The organism is Parasphingomonas zepuensis (genome assembly GCF_036663735.1).
Classification (GTDB): Bacteria; Pseudomonadota; Alphaproteobacteria; order Sphingomonadales; family Sphingomonadaceae; genus Sphingomonas.
The window spans coordinates 56,952-69,400 of the sequence record NZ_JAXOJO010000005.1 but is presented as its reverse complement, the minus strand read 5'-3'; the positions used below and the strand labels follow the sequence as shown (position 1 = coordinate 69,400).

13 protein-coding genes and 1 tRNA gene are annotated in these 12,449 nt (G+C 65.9%); 5 read left to right on the top strand and 9 right to left on the bottom strand.

Annotated elements, in window-relative coordinates; translation table 11 throughout:
- Positions 1–166: 166 nt before the first annotated feature.
- Positions 167–1,219, top strand: a complete 1,053-nt coding sequence (locus tag U1769_RS18285) for a hypothetical protein (protein WP_332718910.1) — start codon at positions 167–169, stop codon at positions 1,217–1,219.
- An 81-nt stretch (positions 1,220–1,300) separates the two neighbouring features.
- Here the strand turns inward: U1769_RS18285 and U1769_RS18280 are convergent, their stop codons facing one another.
- A complete protein-coding gene (locus U1769_RS18280; protein ID WP_332718908.1) occupies positions 1,301–1,642 on the bottom strand; it encodes a hypothetical protein in 342 nt (113 codons plus the stop codon).
- A 207-nt stretch (positions 1,643–1,849) separates the two neighbouring features.
- Positions 1,850–2,353, bottom strand: a complete 504-nt coding sequence (locus tag U1769_RS18275; protein ID WP_332718906.1) for a Ros/MucR family transcriptional regulator — start codon at positions 2,351–2,353, stop codon at positions 1,850–1,852.
- Between the two features lie 346 nt (positions 2,354–2,699).
- Between U1769_RS18275 and U1769_RS18270 the strand changes: the two genes are divergently transcribed.
- The 3 genes from U1769_RS18270 (at position 2,700) to U1769_RS18260 (ending at position 3,576) form a co-directional block, all read left to right on the top strand.
- Complete coding sequence (locus U1769_RS18270) at positions 2,700–3,059, top strand: helix-turn-helix domain-containing protein (protein WP_332718904.1); 360 nt, start codon at positions 2,700–2,702, stop codon at positions 3,057–3,059.
- 30 nt (positions 3,060–3,089) lie between these two features.
- Positions 3,090–3,174: transfer RNA gene (locus U1769_RS18265), tRNA-Leu, on the top strand.
- A 123-nt stretch (positions 3,175–3,297) separates the two neighbouring features.
- Positions 3,298–3,576, top strand: coding sequence for a hypothetical protein (locus U1769_RS18260; RefSeq protein WP_332718902.1), 279 nt, complete (start codon positions 3,298–3,300; stop codon positions 3,574–3,576).
- A gap of 19 nt (positions 3,577–3,595) precedes the next feature.
- Here U1769_RS18260 and U1769_RS18255 read toward each other — a convergent pair whose 3' ends face one another.
- The 7 genes from U1769_RS18255 to U1769_RS18225 all read right to left on the bottom strand — a co-directional run bounded on the left by U1769_RS18255 (position 3,596) and on the right by U1769_RS18225 (position 11,765).
- Positions 3,596–5,470, bottom strand: a complete 1,875-nt coding sequence (locus U1769_RS18255; RefSeq protein ID WP_332718900.1) for an ABC-F family ATP-binding cassette domain-containing protein — start codon at positions 5,468–5,470, stop codon at positions 3,596–3,598.
- Positions 5,471–5,552: 82 nt separating this feature from the next.
- A complete protein-coding gene (locus U1769_RS18250) occupies positions 5,553–6,344 on the bottom strand; it encodes an SDR family NAD(P)-dependent oxidoreductase (RefSeq protein ID WP_332718897.1) in 792 nt (263 codons plus the stop codon).
- 110 nt (positions 6,345–6,454) lie between these two features.
- Positions 6,455–7,759: a sensor histidine kinase gene (locus U1769_RS18245; RefSeq protein WP_332719818.1), complete on the bottom strand. Its 1,305-nt coding sequence runs from the start codon at positions 7,757–7,759 to the stop codon at positions 6,455–6,457.
- A gap of 38 nt (positions 7,760–7,797) precedes the next feature.
- Positions 7,798–8,517: a response regulator gene (locus U1769_RS18240; RefSeq protein ID WP_332719817.1), complete on the bottom strand. Its 720-nt coding sequence runs from the start codon at positions 8,515–8,517 to the stop codon at positions 7,798–7,800.
- A 72-nt stretch (positions 8,518–8,589) separates the two neighbouring features.
- Positions 8,590–9,327, bottom strand: a complete 738-nt coding sequence (locus U1769_RS18235) for a hypothetical protein (protein WP_332718894.1) — start codon at positions 9,325–9,327, stop codon at positions 8,590–8,592.
- A 138-nt stretch (positions 9,328–9,465) separates the two neighbouring features.
- Complete coding sequence (locus U1769_RS18230; protein ID WP_332718892.1) at positions 9,466–10,242, bottom strand: thioesterase family protein; 777 nt, start codon at positions 10,240–10,242, stop codon at positions 9,466–9,468.
- Complete coding sequence (locus U1769_RS18225; RefSeq protein ID WP_332718890.1) at positions 10,239–11,765, bottom strand: class I adenylate-forming enzyme family protein; 1,527 nt, start codon at positions 11,763–11,765, stop codon at positions 10,239–10,241. Before U1769_RS18225 ends, U1769_RS18230 begins: the two co-directional genes overlap by 4 nt.
- 68 nt (positions 11,766–11,833) lie before the next feature.
- Between U1769_RS18225 and U1769_RS18220 the strand changes: the two genes are divergently transcribed.
- Positions 11,834–12,448 carry a glutathione S-transferase family protein gene (locus U1769_RS18220; protein WP_332719815.1) on the top strand — a complete coding sequence of 205 codons (615 nt, stop codon included), beginning with the start codon at positions 11,834–11,836 and terminating at the stop codon, positions 12,446–12,448.
- The last annotated feature ends 1 nt before the right edge of the window (position 12,449 follow it).

Here is a 12,449-nt window from a genome sequence, read left to right as displayed (position 1 = left end):
AAGCAATCATCGGAAAGACGTGCCATGAGATTGAGTCGTCGAGTCGAAATCCGTAACCAAGGAACGTATTTATATAAATTATAGTCCTGTATATACTTAGGTGAAATTGTTCTAAGCGGTGAAATATGCTATAGCGGACTCAGAGTGCAATGCCGGGAGTATTGCGATGTCCGCATCGAAAGGTTCCAGCGGCACCGGATCGGCGGGTGATGCCTGGCCGTCCGTGCTTTCCCTGATCTCCGGCATCAGGCGATTTTCGGAGATCCTGCCGGATCTTGCGCAGGATAGCGTGCAGCGGTTTGTGCTCGCCCGCGAAGGGGCTAAGCTCGCGCGGCGGTTCAAGCTGCTGAGCGGGGAGCCAGGCGACTCGGGCGGGCTCGATGGCCATTCCGTGCTGCTCAAGCAAGCCGCCGGGCGCGTGAGCCAGCTGGTGGTGCAGGCCGAGGCGGATATAGTCCTCGGCATTGCGACGATCCCGCGCTTCGACGATAGCCTGGTTTTCGCCCGCCTGCGGAAGCTACCCGAAGCCGATATCGTCAGGCTGTTCGGCCTGGTTGCAGGCGACCCCGCCGCGCTCGCGCCGCGCCAGCGCCTCGCGCTGCATCTGGAGCTCGTCGAGCTGGGCGTACCGGCCGGGCTGGCGATCGGGCCAGTTGGCTGGATCAAGCTGATCTTGCTGATCTTCCTGGTGCTCGGATTGATCGCCAGCCTGTTCAAGCCGGAATTGCTGCCGGCCGTGACGGCGCTGGCGCTGACCCTGGCGGTTATCGACGGCATTGCGCCGCCTGAGCCGGCCCCGCAGCCCGTGGCCCCGCCACCGCCGCCTCCTCCGCCCGTGCCGCGGGGTTACGGCCTGATCTTCCGGGACGGCGAATGGATCCTGCTGCCGCCGGGTTCAGTCTATGAAAAGGGCGGGACGACGATCCGGATTCCGGGCCACGCCTCCGGGCCCCCGAAGCTTTACACGCCGGAGCATTGCACTTGGGTCACTTTGTACCCGGACGATGGCGACTATCACAATTGGGACCTGGAATGGATGGGTCTGGTTTCCGACGGATTATCCGATGGTGCCCGGATCGAGATCAAGCTTGATGGCGAGCTTCAGCCGCCGCTGGAAAACGTCGGCGACAGACGGAGCGTGACCGCCAAGAAATGCGAGATTCATCTGAACGGCAAGGAAGGCGACCGGGGTGGCGTGAAGGTCTGGTTCAACTGGTGAAGGCGCCGCCCGCCACGTCGAGGGCCTGAGAAAAGGGGCGCCACCGTAGTGACGCCCCTGGTTAATGGTCCAATTCGGCGCTCAGCCGCGGCGGCCGTCCCAGTCGCGGCGCTCGAGGCGCAGCCTGGCATGGACGCGGTTCACTCCGACCTGCAGTTTCGCGACCTCGGCGCGGTTCAGGCCGTTGCGGTTGTAGCTGTTGTACGTCCGCTGCAGGTTGATCGCATCGCGGCGCAGGCCAGTGGCTTCGCGCTGCGAGATCGTGCGGCGCTGCGCCGCGCGCTGGATCTGGTTCTGCAACTGATTGATGTCATGCTGGATTTCACGCTGCACCCGCGGCTGGATGTGCCATGCCTGAGCGGAGGCGGGCACCGCAGCGATCGTGGCCGAGAGCATCGCGATCGAGATCATTACCTTACGCATTACAAACTCCTTCAGTCTCCTGGCCCCTACTCGGGCGCCAAGGACAAGATGGAACTCGCCTGTCGCAGAAATGTGCCGATGTGATGGAAATAGTGTCGCGATTTGTCGCGTCGGCGGGCCCCGAGACGCAGGAACCCGGGAAAGCCGCTGGCTTTCCCGGGTTCCGTCTTGCTGCCGGAGCTCTCGCCGCCGGTGCTGCCTTATGGTTCAGGCGGTCTTCTTCGGACGGCCGCGCGGGGCCTTGGGCGCCGCGACGCCGTCCACCGTCGGCTCGGCTGCCTTGCGCGGGCCGGGCTTGCGGCCGAGGCCGATCTTCTTGGCCATGGCGCGGCGCGCCTCCGAATAGGTTTCGGCGACCATCGGATAATCGGCCTTCAGGCCATAGCGCGTGCGATAATCGTCCGGGGTCAGGCCATGGCCCGACAGATGGCGGCGCAGCGTCTTGTAGGGCTTGCCGTCGATCAGCGAGATGATGTGATCCTTCGACGCGAGCGACTTGCGCACGGTCACGGCCGGAAGATATTCCGTTGTCGCTTCGGGCTGCACGTCCTCACCGCCGGATCCAGCGAGCGCGGAGACGGTCGCATGCATCTTCTGCAGGAATGCCGGCACTTCATCGGCGGATACCCGGTTGTTGGGATTGCCGAGCCACGCGATGGTCAGCTCAGTAGCCAACTCAGTCACGTTGAAGTCTGCAATGTCGTCCGCCATAATTACCTCCGAATTGAATATATCTGCTCCTTAACGCGCTCGTCCGGTGCGTCAACCGTGCTGTAACAATTGTCTTGAATGGAGCGGGCCATGTCGCAGAACAGCCCGGCTGCCGCAGAAAGCACCGGCACGCATCGTGTCATATCCTGGAACATAAGCGGATAATAACGCAGCGGACGCGAAGCTTCGACTATTGCCGGAATGCCATTTTGCGGTGCCCGTACAGCGGAGGCTGATCTGAGGCGTTGCATGGACGAATCATCTGTCGCGCGCCCACCGGTAACTTTGTCGTTGCGCAAAGCGATACGATAGCGCAACATTCTAATCCGGGGCGGGAGATGGGCGCATGACGAGTTTTATCGTCACTGAACCGGGGGGTTCGGAGCAGTACGAGGCAACGGGCGAGGGCGGCGCCGGCATTGCCGACGCCGGAGCGGCACTCCGCCGGGCGCGCGAGGCGTCCGGCTATTCGCTCGGCGAGGTCGCGGCGCGCACGCGCATCACCGAACGCTACCTCGTCGCGCTCGAGGCTTCGGCCTTCCATGTCTTTCCTGCGGCGCTCTATGCGGTGGGTTTCGCCAAGAGCTTCGCGCGCGATGTCGGCATCTCGGAAGGATGGGTTGCCGCGACGGTGCGCGGCCAGATGGCCGGGCTTGGGGTCGGATCAGCCGGCGAGCGGGTTGAAATCGCCGCCGAGCCCGGTTAACTGCCCGCGTGCCCGGCTCGACCGGGCGATGCGGGCGTGGTGGAACTGGTAGACGCGCCGGACTCAAAATCCGGTTCCGAAAGGAGTGTCGGTTCGATTCCGACCGCCCGCACCAGCATTTTTCAAGAAACAACGATCGTGCCGAGCCGCCTGGTTGATGGCACCGACATGTTTTCGGCAATCAAGGTAAAAAACGTCCGAATCGGAACGATTTCCGTCGATCTGCGTTTTATGCGACATGCCAGAATCAGCGCAACGATATGAGCTCTATAGCGACCGGCCGGCCCTCGATGAGTCGGGCACCCCGTCGCCGCGTAAAGCCCGGGCGCCGCAGTGGATCTGGCGCCGCCTGAACGAGGCTGGAGCCGTGATGGTGCACGGATCGCACCATGGCTCCCTCGAGGCGTGCTTTGCCGCCGCGCGCAAGCACCGGGAAGCGTTCGGCGATGCTGCGATCGCGATCAGCCTCAACCCGGACATGGCCGCACCGGCAGCGTCCAGGGACCAGCTACGCTGAACGGACCGGGAAGACCGGCTCAGGCCTCGACCGTCTCCAGTTCCTCGCTGACCTGAAGCCAGGCAGCCTCGGCCACTTCAAGCTTCGCGGCGACTTCGGCACGGCGCTTCATCAGGTCGCTCATGCCGAGCTTGGCGAGCCAGGGTTCAGCCGTCGTGGGATCGAACATCGCCCGGTCGATCGCGCTGCGCTGCGTGGTGAGCTTGGCGACCATGGCTTCGGCCTCGTGCGCGCGCTTCTTGAGCGCGACACTCTTCTCGCGCGCATCGGCGGCGGCCTTGCGGTCTTCCTTCTTGTTGCTCTTGCCCTTGCTGCCGCCGCCGGACGAACTGTCGCCGGAGAGCACGAAGGCGATATAATCCTCCATGCTGCCATTATATTCGTTGGCGACGCCGCCATCGACCAGCACCAGCCGATCGGCGGTGAGCTCGATCATGTGGCGATCATGGCTTACGATCACCACAGCGCCTTCATAGGCGTTGAGCGCCTGGACCAGGGCTTCGCGCGCATCGACGTCTAGATGGTTGGTCGGCTCGTCGAGGATCAGCATGTGCGGCGCGTCGCGCGTGATCAGCGCGAGCGCCAGGCGGGCGCGCTCGCCGCCCGAGAGGCTGCCGACCTTGGTCGTCGCCTTCTGCCCGGAAAAGCCGAACCGGCCGAGCTGCGCGCGGACTGCGGCGGGCGACATGCCCTTCATCACGCGCGTCATATGTTCGAGCGGCGTATCGGTCGTGTCGAGTTCTTCCACCTGATACTGGGTGAAATAGCCGACCCGCATCTTGCCCGAGGCCGTCATCTCACCTTCCATCGGCGTCAGCTGCGCGGCGAGCAGGCGGGCAAGCGTAGTCTTGCCGTTGCCGTTGCGGCCGAGCAGCGCGATCCGGTCGTCAGGATCGAGCCGCAGGTTGAGCCGGCGCAGGATCGGATTGCCCTCGGTATAGCCGACCGCCGCCATGTCGAGCGTGACCAGCGGCGGGCGCAATTCTTCCGGGTTCGGGAAAGCGAAGGACAGGGTCGGATCGTCGGCCATCGCCGCGATCGGCTGCATCTTGGCCAACATCTTCTGGCGCGACTGGGCCTGTTTGGCGGTCGAGGCGCGGGCGCTGTTGCGGGCGATATAATCCTGCAGCTTGGCGCGCTGCGCATCCTGCGAGGCCTTTGCGGCGGCGAGCTGGGCGGCGCGTTCGGCGCGCTGCTGCTCGAAGCTGTCATATCCGCCAGTGTACATCACCGTCTTGCCGCCCTCGAGATGGAGGATGGTGTCGACGACATTGTTGAGCAGGTCGCGCTCATGGCTGATGACGACCATCATCGCCGGATAGGCCTTGAGAAAATTCTCGAGCCACAGGGTCGCTTCGAGATCGAGATGGTTCGATGGCTCGTCGAGCAGCAGCAGATCGGGCTCCGAGAAGAGCAAGGCGGCGAGCGCGACGCGCATCTTCCAGCCGCCCGAATAGCTGTCGAGCGGGCGGCCCTGCATCTCCTCGTCGAAGCCGAGGCCGACCAGGATGCGCGCGGCACGTGACTCGGCGGTATAGGCGTCGATCGCGATCAGCCGGTCGTGGATTTCACCGACGCGGTCGGGATCGTGGCAATCCTCCGCCTCCTTGAGCAGCGCGGCGCGCTCGGTATCGGCGGCGAGCACCGTCTCGATCGGCGTGGTGGTGCCGCTCGGGGCTTCCTGCTTGAGATAGCCGATGCGCGTCTTGCGCGGCATCTCGATCTCGCCGTCGTCGGGCTCGAGCTGGCCGATCATCACCTTCATCAGGGTCGACTTGCCGGCGCCGTTGCGGCCGATCAGGCCGACGCGGCTCTTCGGCGGCAAAGTGGCCGTTGCGCGATCGAGGATCGTGCGCCCGCCGAGGCGCACCGTGATACCGTTGATATTCAGCATGACGCGCCATTATCATGCAGCGCAGCATTTCCCAAGGGGCAGTTCCATATTCCCCTCCCGCGGGCGGGAGGGGAAGAGGACGTCATGCGATGCTGTTGAGCAGGCCGCCTTCGGCGCGCAGTGCTGCACCGTTGGTTGCCGCCGACAGCGGGCTGGCGACATAGGCGACGAGGCTGGCGATTTCTCGGGGGTCGATCAGGCGCTGGAGCAGCGAGGAAGCGCGGGCGGTGGCGAAGAACTCAGCCTCGATCTGCGCCATCGTCGCGTCCGGATCGCTTGCCTGGCTGCGCAGAAACGCTTCGATTCCCTCGGACTGGGTCGGCCCGGGCAGGACCGAATTGACGGTTACCTTTGTGCCGCGCGTCAGTTGAGCGAGGCCGCGCGCGATCGAGAGCTGTGCCGTCTTGGTGGTGCCGTAATGGATCATGTCCTCCGGTATCGCGATCGCGGATTCGCTCGAGATGAAGATGATCCGCCCCCAATTCGCGTCGAGCATGGCGGGCAGATAGGCGCGCGACAGGCGGACGCCGCTCATCACGTTCACCTCGAACAGGCGGCTCCAGTCGTCGTCGCTGATCGCGCCGAACGCCTTACTTTCATAAATGCCGAGATTGTTGACGAGGATATCGACCTGCGGAAGCGCGGCCGTCAGCGCGGCCACGCCTTCGGCGGTGGCGACATCGGCGACCATGCCGGTAACTGGCTTGCCGCCCGCGGCACCGATATCGGCGATCGCTGAATCGAGCTTGTCCCGGCTGCGCCCGGTAATGGTCACGGCCGCCCCTTCGAGCGCAAGCGTGCGGGCGATTTCGAGGCCGATCCCGGCGGTCGCGCCGGTCACGAGCGCGGTCTTTTCAGTGAGATTGAGGTCCATGATGAGTCTCCGAATGCTGTGCGAACCCAGATAGGGAGCCGGGCCGCACCCGACTATTTCCCGGCGCGGATCAGCAGCTGTGCCGCGAAATCATCAATAGGCCGGCGCGGTCAGCTGCGCGGCAGCGTGATCGTCGCGGCCAGCCCGCCTTCGGGCCGGTTGACCAGCGTGACCTCGCCGCCGGCGTCGCGCACGATCGCGCGGGCCAGCGCAAGGCCAAGGCCGATGCCGCCGGTTTCCCGGTTGCGGGAGGTCTCGAGCCGGGTGAACGCGTCGAACACCAGGCCGAGCTGCTCGGGTGGGATGCCCGGTCCCTGATCGGTGACGACGATCGCCACTTCGTGCGGAGCCGGCACGATCCTGACTTCGGCCGATTTGCCGTATTTGATCGCGTTCTCGATCAGGTTGCGCACGGCGCGGCGCATCAGTGAAGGACGCAGGCGCATCTTCAGCCGGTCGGTCTCCTCGAAGGTCACGTCGCTGTCGAGATCGCGGAAATCCTCGACCACGGCATCGACCAGCGCCGCCAGATCGACTTCGGTCAGCGGCTCGCTCGGGCGGCCCAGGCGCGCGAGCGAGAGGATGTCGTCGAGCGTACGGTTCATTTCCTCGATCGTATCGGCCATCTTCGCGCGGTCATTCTCGTCCTCGACCGATTCGATGCGGACGCGCAGTGCCGCCAGCGGGGTGCGCAGATCATGGCCGATCGCGCCAAGCATGCGATCCTTCTCGTCGAGCATCGCGGTGACGCGCAGCCTCAGCGCATTGAAGGCGGCGATCACCTCGCGCAAATCGGCTGGCCCGCGTTCCTCGACCGGCACGTCGACCTCGCCCGGCACGAAGCCGCGCGCCGCGACCGCGAGGCCACGCAGCGGCCGCGAGATGCGCCGGCCGATCCACAGCACCGGCAGCAAGACGATGCCGTACAGGATCAATGTCTGCCAGATCAGCCGCCAGACCAGATGCGATTCGTCGCGCGGCCAGGGGGCGTTCAGCACCAGCCAGCCCTGTCCGGGCTGCTCGACCGCAATGACGACTTCGCCGCCCAGCCGCACCGCGCGCTCGGCCATGCGCGGCCCCCAGTGACGCAGCCTCTTGTCGTCCGGACGGAAATCGCGGACCTCGGTTTCGATCCGGCCGACCGTGAGCCCTGCCTCGGCGAGCTCGGTCCGCAGGCCCTTCTCCACATCGGGCTGATGTTCGGCCTGCTGGCGGATCGGCGAGGCGGTGGCTCGGCGCACGCGACCGCGAGAGCCGTCGAACCGGCCGCCTGCGCTGCGCTCGACTGCGTCGACGATCCGCGCGACGGCCGGCCCGGTCGCCTGCTCGTAACGGGCGGCGCGGCGATCCTGCAGCAGCATGGTGAAGTTGATCGCCTGAGCGACGAACAGAGCGAGCGCGACCAGCAGCGCCATCTGCCCGGACAGGTTGCGCGGCCACAGCCGGAGTCGGCTCACAGTCGCGTGACCTCGGCGGCGAGCGTGTAGCCGCCGCCCCAGACCGTCTTGATCAGCTCGGGATTTTTCGGATCGGTCTCGATCTTGCGGCGCAAGCGGCTGACCTGGTTGTCGATCGCGCGATCGAACGCAGCTGCCTCTCGGCCCTGAGTGAGATCGAGCAACTGGTCACGCGTCAGCACCTGACGCGGACGCGTCACCAGCGCGTGGAGCAGGTTGTATTCGCCGGTCGAGAGCGGCACCGACACGCCTTCGCGATCGACCAGCGCGCGCTCGCCCGACTTCAGCACCCAGCCGGCAAAGGCGAAGGAGCCCGTGTCAGGCGCGTGCTGGCGCGTGCCGCCGGCGGCCGCGCGGCGCAGGATGACCTTCACGCGCGCCGCCAGCTCGCGTGGGGAGAAGGGCTTCACGACATAATCGTCGGCGCCCATTTCGAGGCCGACGATCCGGTCGGTCTCCTCGGTGCGCGCAGTCAGCAGGATGACGGGCGTCTCGCTCGTCTCGCGGATATGGCGGCACAGGCTCAGCCCGTCCTCGCCCGGCATCATGATGTCGAGGATGACCAGATCGATCGCATAAGCGGTGAGGCGGGTGCGCGCCGCCTCGGCATCGCCGGTCTGGGTGACGCGGAAGCCCTGTTTGGTCAGATATTGCGCGAGCGGCTCGCGGATCGAGCGCTCGTCGTCGACCAGCAAGAGGTGCGGCGTATCTCCCATGGGATCGGCGTCTAGCATGATCGGTCGCCTTTGGAAGCCGCCGGGCGGGCATGCCGCGCCCGGCGGCCCGGGTTAGCCGGCGTCGGGTTTCGGCGTGGCGCCGCTCGGCGGCGGCGTGCCGGGGCCACCCTCGGAGTGATGCCGGCCATGGCCGCGCATCCTGCCCCAAGGCTTCATGCCGCTATGGGCAGCGGCCAGCTCGGTCCGCTCGATGAAGCCATTCTTGTCGGTATCGAGCGCCGCGAAGCGCGCATCGGTGCGCGCGCGCATTTCGTCGCGGCTGATCTTGCCGTCCTTGTTGGTGTCGATCGACACCATCATGCCGGCACCGTGGCCCATCGGGCCGCCAGCCCTGGCGGCGTGCATCGCGCCTCGCCCGCCATGACCGCCACGGGCTTCGCGCCCGCGGCCCATCAGACCCCTCATCTCGTCGGGCGAGATCTTGCCGTCCTTGTTCAGATCGAGCTTCGCGAACCGTTCGGACGCCTGGGCGACGAACTCGGCCTTGCTGATCTTTCCGTCCTTGTCCGTATCGCTGCTCTCGACCAGCCGTGTGCGGCCGGGCAGTTCGTCGCCGGCGATCTGGCCGTCGCCGTTTGCGTCGAGCCGGGCAAAGCGCTGATCGGTTTGCGCAAGGAATTCGGCGCGCGAGATTGCGCCGTCCTTGTCGGTATCGGCGCGCTGCATGGCGTGGCCGCCCATCGGGCCGGGGCGGTCGGCGCCCGCTGGTCCTGCGCCCGTCTGGCCGGCAATCGCTGCGCCACCAAGGGCAGTGCCGGCAAGAGCGAGGGCGAGAAGATATTTCTTCATGCTGATGTCCTTCGAGTGATCCGCCGGATCGCCCGGCTATGATCCCGTTTTTCGCTCAAGGATGTCACGCGGCTATGTCAGAGCCAGCCTAAAGTGTCGCAAATTGTCGCATTTTCCGCCCCGGAATGGGGCAGCATTTCAGGCGAAGATCGCGACACTTTGCATGCCCTGCGCGATCGGCTGACCATCGGCGTTCCACAACGTCATCGACTGGCTCGAACAACCATGTTTCGCATGGTCGGACGTCGCCGACAGCAGCCACCAGCCATCGGTGGTCGCCGGCGTCGCAGTGAGCAGATTGACGATCCAGGTGAGCGAACTGATCGGGGCGGGCTGCTTGCCGAGCAGCTTGAACGCAGCCGGGGGCAGGGCGTCGGCGACTGCCAGCACCTGCACCATCGGATCGAGCCCGTCCGAAGCGCGGAGCCGCGCCCAGCGCAGCCATTCGGCCTCGCCCTTCGCCTCGTCCTTGAGATCGAGGAAATTGAAGTTGCCAGTGAAGAACTCGTCGGGCCCGGTATAGAGCGTGGCGCCCGGCGCGGGGGGACGATGCGGGCTCTGCAGCCGCCCATCGAGATCGATGCGCGAGACCTGATCTGACATGAAGACGAAGGTGGCGCGGAAGCCGAGCCCGGCGTCGGAGACGATATCGGCCTGGATGAAGGCGGCGTTGCGGCCGCGGCGGAGCCTGGTCGCGGTGACGCTCACCTCGCCTGAGAGCGGGCCGATGAAGGCGACCTGTGCCGAGCGGAGCGGGGGCAGATCGGGTTCCGAATGCTGCGCGGCGTGAAGCGCGAGCGCGCTCGACAGCCCGCCATAGCTGGTGCGGCCCTGCAGCCAGTCGGCCGGAATCGCGGTGCGAAAGCCGCCGTCGATCGGGGTCGCGGCGGCGAGGATATCGGCGATCGGGGTCACAGCCGGTGTTCCGTCAGGCGATCGCGCAAATCGCGTTTCAGGACTTTGCCGATCGCGCTGCGCGGCAATTCGCCAATGGCATGGAGCGCAGCCAGACGCTGGGTCTTGCCGAGCTGCGCGTTGGTCCAGGCGAGGATATCCGCAACACTGGCATCGACGCCGGTGTGCGGCACGTAGAAGCCGACCGGCGTTTCGCCCCAGGTTTCGGACGGCATGCCGATCACACTGCAATCGGCGACGGCGGGATGCTGCGACAGCACTGCCTCGAGATCGGCGGGATAGATGTTGAAGCCGCCCGAGATGATCAGGTCCTTCTTGCGATCGAGCAGCGTGAGGAACCCATCGGCGTCGAAGCGGCCCACATCGCCGTGGCGGATATAGCGGCGCCCCTCGGAATCGAACCACTCCGCCGCCGCCGTCGCGTCGCTGCGGCCGTGATAGCCGGTCATCATCGCCGGCGAGCGCCCGACCACCTCGCCCATCTCGCCGACCGGAACTTCGTTGCCGTCATCGTCGATCAGGCGGATGTCGTGATCCTCGATCGGGCGGCCGACGGTATGGAGCTTGTCGGGGAACAGATTGGCGATCAGCAGGCAGGTGCCGCCGCCCTCGGTCATGCCGTAATATTCGACCAGCAGCCCGGGCCAGCGCGCCAGCACCTCCGCCTTGAGCGCGGCCGAGAAAGGCGCGCTGGTGCAGGTCTTGAGCCGGAAGCTCGACAGGTCGAAAGCCTCGAAATCGGGCAACGCCATGATGCGCTGATACTGCACGGGGACGAGCATGGTGTGCGTGGCCCGGTTCGCCTCGGCAAGCTCGAGAAAACCGCGCGCGTCGAATTTGTCCATCAGCACGACGGTGCCGCCCCAGCCGAGCGTCGGCAGGAAGCTGACCAACGTGGTGTTGGAATAAAGCGGCGTCGCGATCATCGTCACGGCCTCGCCGAAGCCGGCCGAGGCGTTGCGGTGGATATGCGCCCACCGCATAGCGTGGCTCTGCACGATGCCCTTGGGCGTGCCGGTGGTGCCCGAGGAATAGATGATGTTGAACCCGTCTTCGGGGGCGATGCTCACGGGCGCCGGTTTGGCGTCTTCCGCTGAGAGCCAACCCTCAAAAGCAGCGAACGGGACGATTTTCGCGGTGACGGGCTGGCCCGCCAGTGCCGTGACGGCTTCATCGTCCACAAACAGGATCGGCGCCCCGCAATCGGCGATCATCGCCATCAGCGCCTCGGGCGTGGAGGAGGGCGCCAGCGGCGCGGCGACGCAGCCGGCACGGAGCGCGCCGAGAAAGACCGCGGCATACTCGATTCGCGAAGCAGCGACGATCGCGACCGCCTGGCCTTGCCGCACATCGTCGCGCTGAAGCGCTGCGGCAACGCGATCCATCAGCGCGTCAAGCGCCGCATAATCGATCGCGCCCTCGGTCGAGGCGAGAGCAGTCTTGCTGCCTCGTTCGCTCGCATGGGCTCGGATCAGGTCGGGCAGGGTCGCGAATTCACGCGTTAGCAGATCGGCGGCTGTCATAGGCCCCGCTATGCGAGGCGCGCGTCAAATGCCATACGCAATCTTCTAAAAAAGGAGAGAAGGTGCCGATGCTGTTCTACGATGCGGCCAACCCCGCCCCCAATCCGCGCCGGGTGCGCATCTACCTTGCCGAAAAGGGGCTGAGCGTGCCGAGCGAGACGGTGTCGATCATCGCGGGCGAGCACCGGGCACCGGCCTATCTGGCGGTCAATCCGCTCGGCCAGATTCCGGCGCTGCAGCTCGATGACGGGGACGTGCTGACCGAGAGCGTCTCGATCTGCCGGCTGTTCGAGGCGGAGCATCCGGAGCCGCCGCTGTTCGGGCGCGGACCGCGCGGCCAGGCCGAGGTCGACATGTGGGTGCGCCGCGCCGAATTGCGCATGATGGTGCCGCTGTCGATGGTCTGGATGCACACGCACCCGTTCACGGCGCGCGTGGTGAAGCCGCAATATACCGAGTTCGGCGAGAGCCAGCGGCCGCGCGTGATCGCGGCGATGGGCGAGTTCGACCGAGCGCTGGCAGGCCGGGAGTTCCTGGACGGCGCGGCCTATTCGATGGCGGATATCGTCCTGTTCTCGATCGTCGACTTCGCGGCCTTTGTCGGCATCGCGATTCCGAGCGATCTGGTCAATCTTGCTGCCTGGCACGAGCGCGTCTCGGCCCGCCCGAGCGCCCGGGCATAGT